This is a genomic window from Mycobacterium sp. NGS54, assembly GCF_059812465.1.
This window is the reverse complement of sequence record NZ_JCALCS010000001.1, coordinates 26,554-44,994: the sequence shown is the minus strand read 5'-3', so window position 1 is coordinate 44,994 and position 18,441 is coordinate 26,554. Positions and strand designations below refer to the sequence as shown.

General features: G+C 70.4%; 15 protein-coding genes. 12 read left to right on the top strand and 3 right to left on the bottom strand.

The genetic code is table 11. The features are described 5' to 3' along the window. The first annotated feature begins 100 nt into the window (after nt 1-100). The 4 genes from sepIVA to mutM all read left to right on the top strand — a co-directional run bounded on the left by sepIVA (nt 101) and on the right by mutM (nt 3,215). A complete protein-coding gene (gene sepIVA, locus AC5Y5E_RS00240; protein ID WP_499901028.1) occupies nt 101-838 on the top strand; it encodes a cell division protein SepIVA in 738 nt (245 codons plus the stop codon). 193 nt (nt 839-1,031) lie between these two features. After that, the gene (locus tag AC5Y5E_RS00235) at nt 1,032-1,625 is read left to right on the top strand and encodes a YceD family protein (protein ID WP_499901027.1); all 594 of its coding nucleotides are present in this window, start codon (nt 1,032-1,034) and stop codon (nt 1,623-1,625) included. Further along, nucleotides 1,622-2,335 (top strand): ribonuclease III, encoded by a 714-nt coding sequence (gene rnc, locus AC5Y5E_RS00230; protein WP_499901026.1) that lies wholly within the window; start codon nt 1,622-1,624, stop codon nt 2,333-2,335. The genes AC5Y5E_RS00235 and rnc overlap by 4 nt, the downstream gene beginning before the upstream one ends. Nucleotides 2,336-2,351: 16 nt before the next feature. Then, nucleotides 2,352-3,215, top strand: coding sequence for a DNA-formamidopyrimidine glycosylase (gene mutM / locus AC5Y5E_RS00225; protein WP_499901025.1), 864 nt, complete (start codon nt 2,352-2,354; stop codon nt 3,213-3,215). Between the two features lie 46 nt (nt 3,216-3,261). Here the strand turns inward: mutM and AC5Y5E_RS00220 are convergent, their stop codons facing one another. Then, nucleotides 3,262-4,038 carry a PIG-L deacetylase family protein gene (locus tag AC5Y5E_RS00220; protein WP_499901024.1) on the bottom strand — a complete coding sequence of 259 codons (777 nt, stop codon included), beginning with the start codon at nt 4,036-4,038 and terminating at the stop codon, nt 3,262-3,264. 52 nt (nt 4,039-4,090) lie between these two features. Between AC5Y5E_RS00220 and AC5Y5E_RS00215 the strand changes: the two genes are divergently transcribed. From AC5Y5E_RS00215 to AC5Y5E_RS00180, 8 genes are all read left to right on the top strand, one after another. Next, on the top strand, nt 4,091-4,513 hold the full coding sequence (locus tag AC5Y5E_RS00215; protein WP_499901023.1) for an OsmC family protein: 423 nt from the start codon (nt 4,091-4,093) through the stop codon (nt 4,511-4,513). After that, the gene (locus AC5Y5E_RS00210; RefSeq protein WP_499901022.1) at nt 4,500-4,793 is read left to right on the top strand and encodes an acylphosphatase; all 294 of its coding nucleotides are present in this window, start codon (nt 4,500-4,502) and stop codon (nt 4,791-4,793) included. The genes AC5Y5E_RS00215 and AC5Y5E_RS00210 overlap by 14 nt, the downstream gene beginning before the upstream one ends. 132 nt (nt 4,794-4,925) lie before the next feature. Then, nucleotides 4,926-8,525, top strand: a complete 3,600-nt coding sequence (smc, locus tag AC5Y5E_RS00205; RefSeq protein WP_499901021.1) for a chromosome segregation protein SMC — start codon at nt 4,926-4,928, stop codon at nt 8,523-8,525. Nucleotides 8,526-8,609: 84 nt separating this feature from the next. Further along, the gene (locus AC5Y5E_RS00200) at nt 8,610-9,269 is read left to right on the top strand and encodes a hypothetical protein (RefSeq protein ID WP_499901020.1); all 660 of its coding nucleotides are present in this window, start codon (nt 8,610-8,612) and stop codon (nt 9,267-9,269) included. A 73-nt stretch (nt 9,270-9,342) separates the two neighbouring features. Continuing rightward, nucleotides 9,343-10,674 (top strand): signal recognition particle-docking protein FtsY, encoded by a 1,332-nt coding sequence (gene ftsY, locus AC5Y5E_RS00195; RefSeq protein WP_499901019.1) that lies wholly within the window; start codon nt 9,343-9,345, stop codon nt 10,672-10,674. A 187-nt stretch (nt 10,675-10,861) separates the two neighbouring features. Beyond that, complete coding sequence (locus tag AC5Y5E_RS00190) at nt 10,862-12,244, top strand: ammonium transporter (RefSeq protein WP_499901808.1); 1,383 nt, start codon at nt 10,862-10,864, stop codon at nt 12,242-12,244. Then, on the top strand, nt 12,241-12,579 hold the full coding sequence (glnB, locus tag AC5Y5E_RS00185; protein ID WP_067880293.1) for a nitrogen regulatory protein P-II: 339 nt from the start codon (nt 12,241-12,243) through the stop codon (nt 12,577-12,579). Before AC5Y5E_RS00190 ends, glnB begins: the two co-directional genes overlap by 4 nt. 45 nt (nt 12,580-12,624) lie before the next feature. Beyond that, the gene (locus AC5Y5E_RS00180; protein ID WP_499901018.1) at nt 12,625-15,060 is read left to right on the top strand and encodes a [protein-PII] uridylyltransferase; all 2,436 of its coding nucleotides are present in this window, start codon (nt 12,625-12,627) and stop codon (nt 15,058-15,060) included. Nucleotides 15,061-15,066: 6 nt separating this feature from the next. On the opposite strand, the gene AC5Y5E_RS00175 is transcribed toward AC5Y5E_RS00180, so the two are convergent. Together AC5Y5E_RS00175 and AC5Y5E_RS00170 are read right to left on the bottom strand one after the other, a co-directional pair. Next, nucleotides 15,067-16,449: an HNH endonuclease signature motif containing protein gene (locus tag AC5Y5E_RS00175; protein WP_499901017.1), complete on the bottom strand. Its 1,383-nt coding sequence runs from the start codon at nt 16,447-16,449 to the stop codon at nt 15,067-15,069. 82 nt (nt 16,450-16,531) lie between these two features. Further along, nucleotides 16,532-18,244, bottom strand: a complete 1,713-nt coding sequence (locus AC5Y5E_RS00170) for a DEAD/DEAH box helicase (protein WP_499901016.1) — start codon at nt 18,242-18,244, stop codon at nt 16,532-16,534. Between the last annotated feature and the right edge of the window lie 197 nt (nt 18,245-18,441).

Below are 18,441 nucleotides of genomic sequence, written 5' to 3'. Positions count from 1 at the left end.
AAATGCCCGACACACCGCGTCGCCACCGCTGTCACAGACGTAACAACAGGCACACTGGTAACAACGAGATTTTTTGGCAAGACGCCAGGAGGGTATGGCCGTGTACCGAGTTTTTGAAGCGCTGGACGAACTGGGCGCCATCGTCGAAGAGGCGCGTGGCGTGCCCATGACGGCCGGCTGCGTCGTGCCCCGCGGTGACGTGCTGGAGCTGATCGACGACATCAAGGATGCGATCCCCGGCGAACTGGACGACGCCCAGGACGTGCTCGACGCGCGCGATTCCATGCTGCATGACGCCAAGTCGCACGCCGAATCCATGGTTTCCTCAGCGACCACCGAATCGGAGTCGATGCTCAACCACGCCCGTGCCGAGGCGGACCGGCTCCTATCCGACGCGAAGGCGCAGGCCGACCGGATGGTCAACGAGGCGCGCCAGCACAGCGAGCGGATGGTCGGGGAGGCCCGCGAGGAGTCGATTCGCATCGCCACGGCGGCCAAACGCGAGTACGAGGCCAGCGTCAGCCGCGCCCAGGCCGAGGCCGACCGGCTGATCGAGAACGGCAACATCTCCTACGAGAAGGCCGTGCAAGAGGGCATCAAGGAGCAGCAGCGCCTGGTTTCGCAGAACAGCGTGGTCGAGGCGGCGAATGCCGAGGCCACCCGCCTCATCGACACCGCGCACGCCGAGGCCGACCGGCTGCGCGGCGAGTGCGACGTCTACGTCGACAACAAGCTCGCCGAGTTCGAGGAATTCCTCAACGGCACGCTGCGGTCGGTCGGCCGGGGTCGCCACCAGCTGCGCACGGCCGCCGGCACCCACGACTACGCCACCCGGTAGCGGCGATCGCGAGCGCGGCGCCAGCCGGGGGAAGCGGGTCGCCGCCGACCCGGTAGCGGCGATCGCGAGCGCGCGTTGGGGGCCACCCGCTTGCGGGGGACCGGGGGAAGCGGGTCGCCGCCATCCGGGCTAGCCGCCCGTTCGCGCCCTTTCATTACGTTCATTACGCGCACGGCGCCGTAGGATTTCCTCTATGACGCGGCATAGCAGCACCACGCAGCGCCGTTCGACGTCGCCGATGACGGTCGACATCACCCGGCTGGGTCGGCGCCCGGGCGCGATGGTCACCCTGCGCGAGACCGTGCCCAGCCCGGCGCGCATCGGACTGGACATGATCGCGATCGACCGGGGCGCCCCGTTGGAGCTGGACCTGCAGGTGCAGTCGGTGTCCGAGGGCGTGCTGGTTACCGGAACCGTGGACGCGCCCACCGTCGGCGAATGCTCCCGTTGCCTGACGCCGGTCACCGGGCGGGTGCAGGTCCGGCTGACCGAACTGTTCGCCTATCCGGACAGCACGACCGAGGCGACCACCGAGGAAGATGAGGTCGGTCACATCGTCGACGACACCATCGACCTGGAGCAGCCCATCATCGACGCCGTCGGGCTGGAGCTGCCCTTCGCGCCACTGTGCAGCCCGGACTGCCCGGGGTTGTGCCCCGATTGCGGTGTCGCGCTCGCGGCGGAGCCCGGCCATCACCACGACCGCATCGACCCGCGGTGGTCCAAGTTGGCCGAGATGTTGCCCGAGCCGCCCGACCCGGACGACACCGCGGGGGACCAGCGGTGACGTCGCGGCAAGCCCTGCTCGAGGCGCTCGGCGTCGGGCTGCCCGACGAGCTGCTGTCGCTGGCCCTCACGCATCGCAGCTACGCCTACGAGCACGGCGGCCTGCCCACCAACGAGCGCCTGGAGTTCCTGGGCGACGCCGTGCTGGGCCTGACCATCACCGACGAGCTCTACCACCGCCATCCCGACCGGTCCGAGGGCGACCTCGCCAAGCTGCGGGCCAGCGTGGTCAACACCCAGGCGCTGGCCGACGTCGCGCGCAAGCTGTCCGACGACGGTCTCGGCGTGTACCTGCTGCTCGGCCGCGGCGAGGCGAACACCGGCGGGGCCGACAAGTCGAGCATCCTGGCCGACGGCATGGAATCGCTGCTGGGCGCGATCTACCTGCAGCACGGAATCGACACGGCGCGTGAGGTGATCCTGCGGCTGTTCGGCGCGCTGCTGGACGCCGCGCCGACGCTGGGCGCCGGGCTGGACTGGAAGACCAGCCTGCAGGAGCTCACCGCCGCGCGCGGCATGGGGGCGCCGTCCTACGTGGTCACCTCCACCGGACCGGACCACGACAAGGAGTTCACCGCGGTGGTCGTCGTGATGGAGACCGAATACGGGTCGGGTGTCGGCCGCTCCAAGAAGGAGGCCGAGCAGAAGGCCGCGGCGGCAACCTGGAAAGTGCTCGAGACGCTGGACACCGCGGGCAAGACCTCCGCGTAGTTTGATGACCCGCTGAATGCCCGAACTGCCCGAAGTCGAGGTGGTGCGCCGCGGCTTGCAGGCCCATGTCGTGGGCAAGACGATCACCGCGGTCCGGGTGCATCATCCCCGCGCGGTGCGCCGCCACGAGGCCGGGCCGGCCGACCTCACCGCCCGGCTGCTCGAGGCGAAGATCACCGGGACCGACCGGCGCGGCAAGTACCTGTGGCTGCTGCTGGACGACCCCGACGCGGCGCTCGTCGTTCACCTCGGCATGAGCGGGCAGATGTTGCTCGGCAAGGTGCCCCGCGCCGACCATGTACGCATCTCCGCGCTGCTCGACGACGGGACCGTGCTGAGCTTCGCCGACCAGCGGACGTTCGGGGGGTGGATGCTCGCCGACCTGGTCAGTGTCGACGGCAGCGTGGTTCCGCAGCCCGTCGCGCACTTGGCGCGCGACCCGCTTGACCCGCTTTTCGACCGCGACGCGGTGGTAAACGTCTTGCGGCGCAAGCATTCCGAGATCAAGCGGCAGCTCCTCGATCAGACCGTTGTCTCGGGGATCGGCAACATCTACGCCGACGAGGCGTTGTGGCGGGCCAAGGTGCACGGCGCGCGCATCGCCGACACGCTGAGCCGTCGCCAGCTGACCGCCGTGCTGGACGCCGCCGCCGACGTGATGCGAGACGCGTTGGGCAAGGGCGGCACCTCGTTCGACTCGCTCTACGTCAACGTCAACGGCGAGTCGGGATACTTCGACCGATCGCTGGACGCCTATGGCCGCGAAGGCGAACCCTGCCGGCGCTGCGGCGCGGTGATACGCCGGGAGAAGTTCATGAACCGCTCCTCGTTCTACTGCCCGAGATGCCAACCGCGCCCGCGGGTTTCGACTGTGCGCTGACGGGCGTGTCGCGGCCGTGGGCTCACACTGAAAAGCCGCCGGCGAGTCAGTCGAAGATGTCGCGGTGCGTGGTTCCCGGCGGTAGCGCGGGGTCGACGAACCATTCACGAGGGAATAGCAGGCCAAACGCCTGCGGCGGCAGCGCAAGGAGCACGTCGAACGCGCGTGCCGCGAGGCCGGAGTCGCCGATTTGGGAGCGATGGGCGGCCATCGCGTCGCGCTTGTGCCGCGCGAAACCGAAGACGTTGACGCGGTGGGTGATGCTGCCCGTCGGCGTGTAGGCAGTGCGGGCGACTTCCGGTTCGTAGGGCGCCGGCAGTCGGAGCAGGCGGGCGAGATCGCCGATGCGCACCAGCAATTCGCGCGGCATCGTCGCCTCGAGCACTCGCGGCGTCGCTGCGAGTTCGGCGGCGCGCTTGCCTACGTGGTGCACCTGGACATGATCGCGGTGGCCGTAGCCGCCGTTGCGCTCGTAGCTGAGCAGCACATCCGCGGCTTCATCGCGCAGTATTTCCACGAGCCGCCCCGCCGCCTGGTCGACGTCGGCCCGGCCGAACCTGACCCGCCCGGGCGGATCGGGGTAGAAAACGGGGCCGTAGCCGCTGTCAGCATAGCCAAGGCACTCGAACCGGTGTACGCCGAGAATGCTTGCGCTCGCACGCAATTCGTTCAACCGGAGATCGCCGTCGTCATTGTGCACACGGCCGTCGGTCGCGGTGACGAGGACAACGCGATGCCCGGCCGCCGCAGCCCGAGCGAGCGTGCCGCCGGTGAGAATCACCTCGTCGTCCGGGTGGGCGTGGAATGCGACGACGGTCGCCATGCAACGCAGTATGCCCGCCCGGCCGCAAAGGCCGCCCGGTAGAAAAGAAGCCATGACGGAACTGTGGGTCGAACGCACCGGGACGCGCCGCTACACCGGGCACAGCTCGCGCGGCGCTCAGGTGCTCGTCGGTTCGGAGGACGTCGAGGGCGTGTTCACCCCGGGCGAGCTGCTCAAAATCGCGCTGGCCGCCTGCAGCGGCATGTCCACGGACGAGCCGCTGGCCCGCCGGCTCGGCGACGACTACCAGGCCGTGATCAAGGTCTCCGGCCCCGCCGACCGCGAGCAGGAGCGCTATCCGCTGCTGGAGGAGACCCTCGAGCTCGACCTGTCCGGGCTCTCCGACGAGGAGAAGCAACGCGTGCTGGCGGTGGCCAGCCGGGCGGTCGACCTGGTCTGCACCGTCGGGCGCACGCTGAAGTCCGGTACCACCGTCAACTTCGAGATCGCCGATGCCTCAGATGCCCCAGCCTGACGCCCGGCTCACCGCCTGGGTGCACGGCAGCGTCCAGGGGGTCGGTTTCCGCTGGTGGACGCGGTCCCGGGCGCTGGAGCTCGGGCTCACCGGGTACGCGGCCAACCAGCCCGACGGCCGGGTGCTGGTGGTGGCGCAGGGTCCGCGCGCGGCCGCCGAGGAGTTGTTGCGGCTGCTGGAAGGCGGAACCGCGTGGCCTACCAGGCCGGGACGGGTGGACAAGGTCGTCGCCGACTGGTCGGAACCCGCGCAGCGTTTCGTCGGTTTCGTCGAGCGCTGACGCGGCCCCGTAGTGACTGGTGTGACCACTGTGGCCAGTGCGTCGGAGTGTGAACGTCAGGCGAATTTGAAGCGCACCGACACCCCTCGGGGAAGCCTGGCGCCGGCGATTTGAGCGGTAGTCTGGCGCGCTGTGTACCTCAAGAGTCTGACGCTGAAGGGCTTCAAGTCCTTCGCTTCGCCGACGACTCTGCGCTTCGAGCCGGGCATCACCGCCGTGGTCGGGCCCAACGGCTCGGGCAAGTCCAACGTCGTCGACGCCCTGGCGTGGGTGATGGGGGAGCAGGGCGCGAAGACGCTGCGCGGCGGGAAGATGGAGGACGTCATCTTCGCCGGCACCTCGTCGCGGGCCCCGCTGGGGCGCGCCGAGGTCACCGTCACCATCGACAACTCCGACAACGCGCTGCCCATCGAATACTCCGAGGTGTCGATCACCCGGCGGATGTTCCGCGACGGCGCCAGCGAATACGAAATCAACGGCAGCAGTTGCCGTTTGATGGACGTCCAGGAGCTGCTGAGCGACTCCGGGATCGGCCGCGAGATGCACGTCATCGTCGGGCAGGGCAAGCTCGACGAGATCCTGCAGTCGCGACCCGAGGACCGCCGCGCCTTCATCGAGGAGGCCGCGGGCGTGCTCAAGCACCGCAAGCGCAAGGAGAAGGCGCTGCGCAAGCTCGACGCGATGCAGGCGAACCTGGCGCGGCTGTCCGACCTGACCACCGAGCTGCGCCGCCAGCTCAAACCGCTCGGCCGCCAGGCCGAGGTGGCCCGTCGCGCCCAGACCATCCAGGCGGACCTGCGCGACGCGAAGCTGCGGCTGGCCGCCGACGACCTGGTCAGCCGCCAGGTGGAGCGCGACGCGATTTTCGAGGCCGAGGCCCTGATGCGCCGCGAACACGACGAGGCCGCCGCCCGCCTGGAGGTGGCCTCGCAGGAGCTGACCGCGCACGAGACGGCGCTCGCCGAGCTCTCGGGGCGGGCCGAATCGGTCCAGCACACCTGGTTCGGGCTGTCCGCGCTCGCCGAGCGCGTCGCCGCCACGGTGCGCATCGCCAGCGAACGCGCGCAGCATCTCGACGTCGAGCCCGTGGCGACCGGGGACACCGATCCCGAGGCGCTGGAGGCCGAGGCCCAGCAGGTGGAGGTGACCGAGCAGCGGCTGCTGGCCGAGCTGGCCGGCGCGCGCACCCGCCTGGACGCCGCCCGCACCGAATTGGCCGAGCGCGAGGCGCAGGCCGCCGAGGCCGACCGCGCCCACCTGGCGGCCGTGCGCGCCGAGGCGGACCGGCGCGAGGGCCTGGCGCGGTTGGCCGGCCAGGTGGAGACCATGCGGGCGCGCGTCGAATCGATCGACGACAGCGTCGCGAAGCTCTCCGAGCGCATCGAAGAGGCCGCCACCCGCGCGCAGCAGACCCGCGCGGAGTTCGAGACGGTGCAGGCGCGCGTCGGCGAGCTGGACCAGGGCGAGGTGGGCCTCGACGAGCACCACGAGCGGACCGTGGCCGCGTTGCGGTCGGCCGACGAACGCGTCTCCGAGCTGCAGGCCGCCGAGCGCGGCGCCGAACGGGAAGTCGCGTCGCTGCGGGCCCGCATCGACGCGCTCTCGGTCGGGCTGGAGCGCAAGGACGGCGCGGCGTGGCTCACGCAAAACCACGCCGGCACAGGGCTTTTCGGCCCGATCGCCAAGCTGGTCAAGGTGCGGTCCGGCTACGAGACGGCGCTGGCCGCGGTGCTCGGCTCGGCGGCCGACGCGCTGGCCGCCGACAGCTTCGGTGCCGCGCGTTCCGCGGTCGCCGCCCTCAAGCAGGCCGACGGCGGCCGCGCGGCCCTGGTGTTGGGCGACTGGCCGGCCGATCAGCACCCGCCCGCCGGCGCGCTGCCCGGCGGCGCCCTCTGGGCGCTCGATCTGGTCGAGACGCCGCAACGGCTGCGCGGGGCGATGACGGCCATGCTGTCCGGCGTCGCGGTCGTCGGCGAACTCGGCGACGCACTGGACCTGGTCGCGGCCCGCCCACAGCTGCGCGCGGTCACGCTCGACGGCGACCTGGTGGGCGCGGGCTGGGTGAGCGGGGGATCCGACCGCAAGCTGTCCACGCTGGAGCTCACCTCGGAGATCGACAAGGCCGGCGCTGAGCTGACGGCGGCCGAAGCCCAGGTGGCGCAGCTCAGCGCGGCCCTGTCCGGCGCGCTGACCGAGCAGATCGCGCGGCAGGATTCCGCCGAGCAGGCGCTGGCCGCGCTCAACGAGTCCGACACCGCCATCTCGGCGATGTACGAGCAGCTGGGTCGGCTCGGGCAGGAAGCCCGGGCCGCCGAGGAGGAGTGGAGCCGGTTGCTGCGCCAGCGCGAGGAGGCCGAGGCCGGGCGCGCGCAGACCGTCGAAGAGGTCACCGCGCTGGAGACCCGGCTGCGCAACGCCCAGGAGACCCAGCACGTGCAGGCCGCCGAACCCGCCAACCGCCTGCAGATCGCCGCCGCCGCCGAAAGCGCCCGCGGCGTGGAAGTGGAGGCCAGGCTGGCGGTGCGGACCGCCGAGGAGCGCGCCAACGCGGTGCGCGGGCGGGCGGACTCCCTGCGGCGCGCGGCCGCGGCCGAACGCGAGGCGCGGCTGCGGGCCCAGCAGGCGCGCGCGGCGCGGCTGCACGCCGCCGCCGTGGCGGGCGCGGTCGCCGACGCGGGGCGGCTGCTGGCGTCACGGCTGGACCGGGTGGTCGACGCGGCATCGGCGATGCGCGACGCGCTGGTCGCCGAGCGCCAGCAGCGCACGGCCGCGATGGCGACGGTGCGCGACGAGGTCAACGCGCTGGGGGCGCGGCTGGCCAAGCTCACCGACTCGCTGCACCGCGACGAGGTGGCCAACGCCCAGGCGGCGATGCGCATCGAGCAGCTCGAGCAGATGGTGCTCGAGCAGTTCGGCATGTCGCCCGACGACCTGATCGCCGAGTACGGGCCGGAGAATCAGCTGCCGCCGACGGATCTGGAGATGGCCGAGTACGAGCAGGCCAAGGAGCGCGGCGAGCAGGTGTTCGCGCCCGCCCCGATCCCGTACGACCGGGCCACCCAGGAGCGCCGGGCCAAGCGGGCCGAGAAGGAACTGGCCGAGCTCGGCCGGGTCAACCCGCTGGCGCTGGAGGAGTTCGCCGCGCTGGAGGAGCGCTACAACTTCCTGTCCACCCAGCTCGAGGACGTCAAGGCCGCCCGCAAGGACCTGCTCGACGTCATCGCCGACGTCGACGCGCGCATCCTGCAGGTCTTCAACGACGCGTTCGTCGACGTCGAACGCGAATTCCGGGAGGTCTTCGCCGTGCTGTTCCCGGGGGGCGAGGGCCGGCTGCGGCTGACCGATCCGGGCGACATGCTCACCACCGGCATCGAGGTGGAGGCGCGTCCGCCCGGCAAGAAGATCACCCGGCTGTCTTTGCTGTCGGGCGGTGAGAAGGCGCTGACGGCGGTCGCCATGCTGGTGGCGATCTTCCGGGCCCGCCCGTCGCCGTTCTACATCATGGACGAGGTCGAGGCGGCGCTCGACGACACGAACCTGCGCCGGCTGATCAGCCTGTTCGAACTGCTGCGGGCCCGCTCGCAGATCATCATCATCACCCACCAGAAGCCCACCATGGAGGTCGCCGACGCCCTGTACGGCGTGACCATGCAGGGCGACGGCATCACCGCGGTGATCTCCCAGCGGATGCGCGGCCAGCAGGTGGAGCAGCTGGTCGGCAACCCGTCCTGAGCACAGTGTTTTGTTGGGATCGGTAGCGAGCCGACGCTTGTGAACTCGGGGGGTCCGCCGGGCGGGCAGAAAGGAAGTCCCCCAATGGAGACCAACCGCATCGCCGCCGGTGCCATGGCGGCGGCGGCGCTGGCGGCGACGCTGGCCGGCTGCAGCGGCACTTCGTCGTCGCCCACGGCGACGTCAGCATCGGCCGCCCTGATGAGCACAACCGTGGCCCCCTCAACCGCGATCCCGGCTCCGACTTCGTCGCCGCCGGCACAGCCCAGCGATTACACCCGGTTGTTGATCCAGACGGCAGATATCGATGCGCCGATTCCCTTCGTCGCCGGCCAGCCGACAACGAACCCCAACGGCCAACCGGGCGCTGCGATCACCTTCAGCACCCAACCCCACCCCGCGGATCAGGACGGCGTCACGGTCAAGGAGGTCCATATCCGCGACACCATCCAGGTCCTGCCGGATGCGGCCGCTGCCACGAGCGCGCTGAACTCGGCGAAGGCGGGACAGGGCATGGTCACGAATCCCGAAACGGCCCCAGCACATGTCGGCACCGGGGGAACCACGATGTCGGGCAAGTCTCCGGATGGTTCAAAGGGTGTGACGGTCTTGCTGTTCACCGAGGGCCGAGCCTTCGTCACGCTGGAGTTCATCGGCCCGGTGGACCCGCTCCCGCCGCCCGACTTCGTCGTCGACGTCGGCCAGAAGCAGGACGCGGCCGTCAAGAAGGGACTCGGCGGCTGACGGCCTTGCCGTAATGCGCCCCGGTTGTCCGGCTGTGTTCGGTGGGCCGGAGGGTCCCTGAAAGAATGCCAGCGTGTCCCAAGGTCTTTGGATCGCGATCGCGGTCGCCGCCACCCTGGTCGTCATCGCCGCGCTGGTCGCAGGCCTGGTGCGGTACCGCCGCCGCAGGATCAGCATCGCGCGGCCCGAGCCCGGGGCGCTCGACCGCTCCGGCGGCTACACCGCGTCCTCGGGGATCACGTTCAGCCGGACCCCCACCCTCGACACCACCGGCCTGCCCGCGGTAGGCGACGACGCGACCGTGCCCCGCGACGCGCCGCGGCGCGCGATCTCCGACGTAGAACTGCCCGAGCCCGAGACGTTCGCGCCACCGCCCGCCGCGCCGGCCCCCGAGGCCGCGCCACCGCCCGAGGACGCGCCACCGCCCGCCGCGCCGGCCCGGGAGGCCGCGCCGTCGGCCGAGGCCGCGGAGATCGAGGCCATCGCCCCACCCGAAGGGCGGCTGGAGCGACTCCGCGGCCGGCTGGCCCGCTCGCAGAACGCGCTCGGCCGCAGCGTGCTGGGCCTGATCGGCGGCGGCGACCTGGACGAGGAATCCTGGCAGGACGTCGAGGACACGCTGCTGGTCGCCGACCTGGGCCCGGTGGTCACCCAGTCGGTGATCACGCAGCTGCGCAGCCGGCTGGCCAGCGGCAGCGTGCGCACCGAAGCCGACGCGAAGGCCGTGCTGCGCGACGTGTTGATCAACGAGTTGCAACCCGACATGGACCGCTCGATCCGGGCGCTGCCACACGCCGACCATCCCTCGGTGCTGCTCGTCGTCGGCGTGAACGGCACCGGAAAAACCACCACCGTCGGCAAGCTGGCGCGGGTGTTGGTGGCCGACGGGCGCCGCGTCGTGCTCGGCGCGGCCGACACCTTCCGGGCCGCGGCCGCCGATCAGCTGCAAACCTGGGCCGCCCGGGTGGGCGCGGACGTGGTGCGCGGTGCCGAGGGCGCCGACCCGGCGTCGGTGGCCTACGACGCGGTCGACAAGGGCATCGCGGCCGGCGCCGACGTCGTCGTCATCGACACCGCCGGGCGGCTGCACACCAAGGTCGGGCTGATGGACGAGCTCGACAAGGTCAAGCGCGTGGTGACCCGGCGCGCCGCGGTCGACGAGGTGCTGCTGGTGCTCGACGCCACCATCGGGCAGAACGGGCTGGCGCAGGCGCGCGTGTTCGCCGACGTCGTCGACATCTCCGGCGCGGTGCTGACCAAGCTGGACGGAACGGCGAAGGGCGGCATCGTTTTCCGCGTCCAACAAGAACTCGGGGTGCCGGTGAAGCTGGTCGGACTCGGCGAAGGCCCCGACGATCTGGCGCCGTTCCAACCCGCCGCATTCGTGGACGCCCTGCTCGGCTGAAGTCGCTTACACGCCACTCGCGACGTTAATACCGCCGAAACATGGCGGCACCATCGCCGAAACAACAATTGCGCATGGTTCTCGCAGGCCACGGACGGACGTCTGACGGCCTTTCCTGTGCGACCGGAGGTGATAGCGCGTGGCATTCCCGCAATTGGGCCAACCCGATACGGGCGACACCGCCTGGATGTTGGCGAGTTCTGCTCTGGTGCTGTTAATGACGCCGGGCCTTGCCTTCTTCTATGGCGGCATGGTCCGTACCCGAAGCGTGCTCAACATGATCATGATGAGCATCAGCGCGATGGGCGTCGTCACCGTGCTGTGGGTGCTCTACGGCTACTCGATGTCGTTCGGCGACAGCAAGGGTGGCGTCGTCGGTAACCCGGGTGACTACTGGGGCTTGAAGGGCCTGATCGGTGGTAACGCGGTCAAGGCCGACCCGAGCAAGGCGCAGGCGGCCGTGGACATCCCGCTGGCCGGCACCATGCCCGCCACGGTGTTCGTGGCCTTCCAGCTGATGTTCGCGATCATCACCGTCGCCCTGATCTCGGGCGCGGTGGCGGACCGGCTGAAGTTCACCGCCTGGCTGGTGTTCGCCGGGCTGTGGGCGACGCTGGTTTACTTCCCGGTGGCGCACTGGGTGTTCGCGGCCGACGGCTTCGCGTCCGAGCACGGCGGCTGGATCAACACCAAGCTGCATGCGATCGACTTCGCAGGTGGAACGGCGGTCCATATCAACTCCGGTGCGGCGGGCCTGGCGCTGGCGATTGTCTTGGGTAAGCGCAAAGGCTGGCCCACGACGCTGTTCCGCCCGCACAACCTGCCGTTCGTCATGCTCGGCGCCGGGTTGCTGTGGTTTGGCTGGTTCGGGTTCAACGCCGGATCGGCGACCAGCTCCAACGGCTCCGCCGGGTCGACCTTCATGACGACGACGATCGCAACCGCGACGGCCATGCTGGCCTGGCTGCTGGTCGAGCGCATCCGGGACGGGCATCCCACCACGCTGGGCGCGGCCTCGGGCATCGTCGCCGGGCTGGTGGCCATCACGCCGTCGTGCTCGTCGGTCAACGTGCTCGGCGCGATCGTGATCGGCTTCGTCGGCGGCGCGGTGTGCGCGCTGGCGGTGGGGCTGAAGTTCAGGTTCGGCTTCGACGACTCGCTGGACGTGGTCGGTGTCCACATGGTCGGCGGTTTGACGGGCACGCTGCTGGTCGGTCTGGTCGCGGCCCCGGAGAGCACGGCCATCAACGGCGTGACTGGGGTTTCGAAGGGCCTCTTCTACGGCGGTGGCTGGTCTCAGCTCGAGCGGCAGGCGGTCGGCGCGTTCAGCGTCCTGTTCTACTCGTTCATCGTGACGCTTATCCTGGCCCTTATCCTGAAGTACACCATCGGGATTAGGCTGGGTGCGGAAGCCGAGGCTGGCGGCATCGACGAGTCGGAGCACGCAGAAACCGCTTACGAGTTCGCAGCTGTCGGGGCCTCGTCCATTCCGCACCGGATCGGCGGCGCGGAGGAAAGCCCCAACGGACAGGACGACGCAGCCAAGAAAGTGGAGGCAGAGACTTCATGAAGCTAGTCACCGCGATCGTAAAGCCGTTCACCCTCGACGACGTCAAGACCGCCCTCGAGGAGGCGGGCGTCCTGGGGATGACGGTGAGCGAAATCCAGGGCTACGGACGGCAGAAGGGCCACACCGAGGTCTACCGGGGTGCGGAATACTCGGTCGACTTCGTGCCCAAGGTGCGGATCGAGGTCGTCGTCGACGACTCCATCGTCGACAAGGTCGTCGACAGCATCGTCCGGGCGGCCCGCACCGGCAAGATCGGGGACGGCAAAGTCTGGGTGAGCCCCGTGGAAACCATCGTGCGGGTGCGCACGGGTGAACGCGGGACCGATGCCCTCTGACCTTGACCGTAGCTTGCTGATTCAGGCCGGACGGGCCGGGAGGGTATGAAAGAGGACCCACCCGGCCCGTCCGGGTCATCTGGACCGGGCACGGAAAAAGCCGGCGGGGCAAGCGATTTGGTTGCCGCGCGGCGCCGGTTGCTGTCGGATGGTCGCGAGTTGGGGGCGGCCGAGTTGCGGCACGCGTGGCAGGATCTGCACGAGTCGTGGCTGACCGCCAAGGCGGACGAGATCGGCATCACCGACGCCAGTGGCTTCGCGATCGTCGGGATCGGCGGACTGGGCCGCCACGAGCTGCTGCCGTATTCCGATCTGGACCTGATGTTGTTGCACGACGACAAGCCCGCCGAGGTGCTGCAAGAAGTCGCCGACAAGCTGTGGTATCCGTTGTGGGACGCCAACGTTCGGCTCGACCACAGCGTGCGAACGGTTTCCGGGGCGCTGGGCGTCGCCAACACCGACATGATCGCCGCCCTGGGCATGCTGGACGCCCGCCACATCGCCGGCGACGCGCGCCTGTCCGAGGAATTGATCGCGGGCGCAAGAAAGCAGTGGCGCAGCGCGATTCGCTCCCGAATGGGTGAGCTGGTCGAAATCACCCAGGCCCGCTGGCAGCGCTGTGGCCGCATTTCGCAGCGCGCCGAACCGGACCTGAAATCGGGTCGCGGCGGCCTTCGCGACGTGCAACTGCTCGACGCGCTCGGGGTGGCCCAGCTCATCGACCGCCACGGCATGGCGCGCCCGGAAACGCCGGGCGGTTCGCTCGACGAGGCCTACCTGACGCTCCTCGACGTGCGCACCGAGTTGCACCGGGTCTCCGGGCGTGGCCGCGATCAACTGCTGGCCCAGTACGCCGACGAGATCAGCGCCGCCCTGCACATCGGTGACCGATTCGACTTGTCCCGCAAGCTGTCCGACGCCGGTCGCACCATCGCCTACCACGCCGAGACGGGGCTGCGGACCGCGGAGAACGCGTTGCCGCGCCGCGGCGTGTCGGCCCTGGTGCGGCGGCCCAAGCGCCGCCCGCTGGACGAGGGCGTCGTCGAGTACGCCGGTGAGATCGTGCTCGCCCGCGACGCCGCTCCCGAAACCGATGCGGGGCTGGTGCTGCGGGTGGCCGCCGCCTCGGCCGACACCGGGCTGCCGATCGGCGCGGCCACGCTGAGTCGCCTGGCCGTAGCCGCGCCCGAGATGCCAATCCCTTGGCCCAGTACGGCATTGGACGATTTGCTGGTCGTTCTCTCCGCGGGGCCCACCGCGGTGGCGACGGTCGAGGCGCTCGACCGCACCGGGCTGTGGGAGCGGTTGGTGCCGGAATGGGCTGCGATCCGCGACCTTCCGCCCCGAGACGTGGCGCACAAGTGGACGGTGGACCGCCACGTCGTCGAGACCACCGTCAACGCGGCGCCGCTGGCCACCCGCGTGTCACGGCCCGACCTGCTCGCGTTGGGTGCGCTGCTGCACGACATCGGCAAGGGCAGGGGAGTCGACCACAGCGTGCTCGGGGCCGAGATGGCCCTCGAAATCGGTCCGCGGCTCGGGGTTTCGCCCAAAGACTCCGAGTTTCTGTCGAAGCTGGTCCGCCACCACCTGCTGCTGCCGGTTGCGGCCACCCGAAACGACCTCAACGACCCGAAGACGATCGAGGCCGTATCCGAGGCGCTGGACGGGGATCCGCTTCTGCTGGAGGTGTTGCACGCGCTGACCGAGGCGGACTCGAAGGCGACGGGGCCCGGGGTGTGGAGCGACTGGAAGGCTTCGCTGATCGAGGAGCTGGTGCGCCGCTGCCGGCTGGTGATGGCGGGCGAGCCACTGCCGGAGGCGGAACCGACTGCGCCGCAATATCTTTCGCTGGCGGCCGACCGCGGGGTGCATGTGCAGATCGAGCCGGGCGGTGGCGAGCGCCTGAACATGGTGATGATCGCGCCCGACCAGCGTGGGTTGGTGTCGAACGCCGCCGCCGTGCTCGCCCTGAACTCGCTGCGCATCCATTCGGCGTCGGTCAACACGCACGAGGGCGTGGCGGTCATCGAATTCGTGGTGTCGCCCCTGTTCGGTTCGCCACCCGAGGCGGGCCTGCTGCGCCAGCAGTTCACCAACGCTCTGGGCGGCGACGTCGACGTCCTGGGCACGCTGGAGAAGCGCGACAGCGACGCCGCCGGCGCGGCGACGGAACGGGCCGGCGAGATCCAGGTCGGCGTTCCCGTGACGCGGTCGACCGCCCCGCCCCACATCCAGTGGCTCGACCCCGCCGCGTCCGGGCAGCCTCTTGTCGAGGTCCGTGCCATGGATCGATTGGGCCTGCTCGCGTTGCTGGCCCGGGCGCTGGAGCGCGCGGGCGCTGACATCGCGTGGGCGAAGGTTCACACGTTCGGGTCGACGGCGGCCGACGTGTTCTGCGTGGAGCTGCCCGACGAGCCGGACGCGCAGGCGGCGGTGGAGAAGCAGCTGCTGGCGGTGCTGGGCGGCCTGGAGGCCTAGGCGCGCTCACGGTCGCTCTTCATCGGGTGGGTCGGGATCGCTGTGGAGCAGTTCGTCGGGGTGGTGGGCGTGGTTGGTTTGTGGGGGGCCGGTGCCGTCGGTCCAGGCGAGGCGTCCGGTGTCGGTGGCGGTGGTGTGTTGGTCGCCGCGGCTGGCGTCGGCGTGGTGGGGGCCGCAGGCGAAGAAGAGTTTGTCGGCGTCGGTTTGTCCCCCATGGGCCCAGTCGGGGGCGTGGTGCACTTCGCAGTAGTAGCCGGGCACCAGGCAGTGGGGGCGGGTGCAGCCGCGGTCGCGGGCGTAGCAGATGAGGCGTTGGTCGGCGGTGGCGATGCGTTTTTGCCGGCCCAGATACAACGGGCGGCCGATGTGGTCGTCGAACACGGCCAGGTAGTGAATCGCGTCGGCGGCCATGCGGATCAGATCCGACATGGGCAATCGTGAGCCGCCGCCGGTGCGCGCCGGCGCCGGCATCGGCACCGCGGGGTCGACGGCGGCGTGGGCGGCTTGGTTGAGTTCGGCCAGGGTGGTGGTGGCCACCACGGTGACCGGGTGGCCGCGATGGGTGCCGAGGTCCCCGGAGCCGATGGCGGTTTTCATCGCGAGTTTGAGGGCGTCGTGGGCGCGTTGGGCGGCGCTGCGGGTGTCGCGCTCCTCGGGGTCGGTGGTGTCGGGGTGGTGGCGTCCGGGGCGGACCGCGGCCTCGATGGCTTCGAAGTAGGCGCGGGCCTCGGGGTCGAGCAGCCCGGACAGCCGTGACATGCCGTCGGGGCCTTGCGGGCCCAGCCGCACCGAGCGGCGCCGCGCCCGGTCGGCGTCGGTGAAATGCCCGTCGGGGTTGAGGTAGTCGGCGATGCGTTGCCCTAACCGGGTGAGGACCGCGGAGTCGAGTTTGGTGGCGTGTTCGACCAGGACGCGTTCGGCCTCCTCGACGTCGGGCGCGGACACGGCGGCGGGCAGCACATCGAGGGCGTGACAGATCACCCGGAGGTGGTCCTCCCCGAGCGCGCCGGCCTCCATGGCCGCCGCCACCTCCGCCAGCCCGGGCGGCAGCGGTGGTCCGGTCAGCGAGCGCCGCGGGCGGATCCGGGCGGCCAACTTGAACCGGCGCGTCAACTCCCCCGGCGTGATACGTAGCCGCGCACACACCCGGCCCCGCAGACCCGGGGTGGATTCGGCGCCGTCGGGGGGCTCGGCGATCTCCCCGAACACCCGATACATCAAACCCCGGTTCACCCGCCCCTGGGTCTCCAAACGCTCGGCCACCTCAACCCGAAAGTCATTGCCGACGAGGTCTGTCGAAGTGCTACGTAGGACATCGTGGGCGGCGTCGATCGCGTCCAGAGCAGCGCTGATTCGCTGCTGTGCCGCCTCGCCGCCGATGAAACCCACACCACGAATCTATCGAACAAACGTGCGAATCAGGCCAGCCCGAGGCCAATCTGTGGATAAAACCGCAACTGTGGACAAGTCCTCACGAGTGCTCGGAGTTCAGCTGCCTCAGCGCCTGGATGCGGTCCTGGATCTGCTCGCGCGTCGCCGCGGCGATCGGTGGCCCCCCGCAGCGGCGGCGCAGTTCGTTGTGGATCCAGCCGTGCGGTTTGCCGGTGCGGTGGTGGGTGGCCGAGACAAGGGTGTTCAGCTCGCGACGCAGGTCGCGTAGCTGGCCGTGCATCGACGGCACCGGGGCCAGCGGCCCGTTGGCGGCCCGCTTCTTGAGCTGCTCGTCCTGGCGCCGGTGCAGCAGGGCGCGCATCTGCTCGGCGTCGAGCAACCCGGGGATGCCGAGATAGTCGGCCTCCTCCTCGCTGCCGGCCGGGGCGGCGGTGCCGAAGGAAGACCCGTCGAAGATGACCTGGTCCAGCTCGGCATCGGCGCCCAGCGAGGTGAAACCCTTTTCCGTTTCCGTCTTTTCGGTTTGTGTCCGCGCGGCGGGGTCACCGTCGAGGGGATCGTCGTCCTCGCGGTGCGGTTGGCCGAGCACGTGGTTGCGCTGGGCCTCCAGCTCGCTGGCCAGCTGCAGCAGGTTGGGCACCGACGGCACGAAGATGCTCGCGGTTTCGCCGGCCCGGCGCGACCGCACGAACCGGCCGATGGCCTGGGCGAAGAACAGCGGTGTCGAGGCGCTGGTCGCGTAGATCCCGACCGACAGCCGGGGCACGTCGACCCCTTCGGAGACCATGCGCACCGCGACCAGCCAGCGGCTGGTGCTCTCGGCGAATTCGGTGATGCGGGCCGACGATCCGGGGTCGTCTGACAGCACGACGGTCGGCGCCTCCGCGGTCAGCTTCGTCAGCAGGGCGGCGTACGCGCGGGCCGCCGTGCGATCGGAGGCGATGATCATGCCGCCCGCATCGGGGACGTGGACCCGCTTCTGGCGCAGCCGCTCGTCGGCGGCCGCGATCACCGCCGGCATCCATTCGCCGGCGGGGTCGAGCGCCGTGCGCCACGCCCGCGCGGTCTGCTCTGCGGACAGCGGCTCGCCCAGTCGCGCGGCGTGCTCCTCGCCGGCGCTGTCCCGCCAGCGGGCCTGCCCGGAATAGGCGAGGAACACCACCGGCCGCACCACGCCGTCGGCGAGGGCCTCGGTGTAGCCGTAGGTGTGGTCGGCCTGCGACCGCAGCACCCCGTCGGCGCCGGACGTATAGCTGACGAACGGGATGGGGCTGTCGTCGCTGCGAAAGGGCGTGCCCGTCAACGCGAGTCGGCGGGTCGCATCGCTGAAGGCCTCCCGGATGGCCTCGCCCCAGGTCTTGGCGTCGCCGCCGTGATGGATCTCGTCGAAGATGACCAGCGTCTTGCGCTGCTCGGTGCGCACCCGGTGCAGCGTCGGGTGCGCGGCGACCTGTGCGTAGGTGACCATCACGCCGTGGTACTCCGGCGAGGTCTGCGGGCTGGTGTTGGAGAACCGCGGGTCCAGGGCGAGGCCGTGGCGCTGCGCCGCCAGTGCCCACTGCACCTTGAGGTGCTCGGTGGGCACCACGACCGTGACCTGCTCGACGGCGCGCTGGGCGAGCAGCTCGCCCGCCACCCGAAGCGCGAACGTCGTCTTGCCCGAGCCGGGAGTGGCGACGGCCAGGAAGTCGCGCGGCTGGGCGGCGAGGTATTTGACCAGCGCCCGCCGCTGCCAGCCACGCAATGCCAAGCCGGTGTCGCTGCCCGCCTGCACCGAAACAGCTCCCCCCAAAGTTGCATCCTCGACACGGCCGGCTCGGTTCGGCGGCGGGTGTGAAATGTAGCATGCCAACGCTTTTCGGCGCAGCAGCGACGCGAACTACCCGGCGTGGCGACCCAATCGCAGGACGGGAAGGCCCTCAGGCGCCGGGCATGTGGGACGGGACCTGATAGCGAAGCAGACGCAAGGATTTCGCAAATGGTTGGCAT

Excerpts from the sequence above, each read along its gene's own strand:
- AC5Y5E_RS00235 (WP_499901027.1), top strand. The coding sequence starts at position 1,032 with ATGACGCGGCATAGCAGCACCACGCAGCGCCGTTCGACGTCGCCGATG.
- mutM (WP_499901025.1), top strand. The coding sequence starts at position 2,352 with ATGCCCGAACTGCCCGAAGTCGAGGTGGTGCGCCGCGGCTTGCAGGCC.
- AC5Y5E_RS00220 (WP_499901024.1), bottom strand. The coding sequence starts at position 4,038 with ATGGCGACCGTCGTCGCATTCCACGCCCACCCGGACGACGAGGTGATT.
- AC5Y5E_RS00215 (WP_499901023.1), top strand. The coding sequence starts at position 4,091 with ATGACGGAACTGTGGGTCGAACGCACCGGGACGCGCCGCTACACCGGG.
- AC5Y5E_RS00210 (WP_499901022.1), top strand. The coding sequence starts at position 4,500 with ATGCCCCAGCCTGACGCCCGGCTCACCGCCTGGGTGCACGGCAGCGTC.
- AC5Y5E_RS00200 (WP_499901020.1), top strand. The coding sequence starts at position 8,610 with ATGGAGACCAACCGCATCGCCGCCGGTGCCATGGCGGCGGCGGCGCTG.
- AC5Y5E_RS00190 (WP_499901808.1), top strand. The coding sequence starts at position 10,862 with ATGTTGGCGAGTTCTGCTCTGGTGCTGTTAATGACGCCGGGCCTTGCC.
- glnB (WP_067880293.1), top strand. The coding sequence starts at position 12,241 with ATGAAGCTAGTCACCGCGATCGTAAAGCCGTTCACCCTCGACGACGTC.
- AC5Y5E_RS00180 (WP_499901018.1), top strand. The coding sequence starts at position 12,625 with ATGAAAGAGGACCCACCCGGCCCGTCCGGGTCATCTGGACCGGGCACG.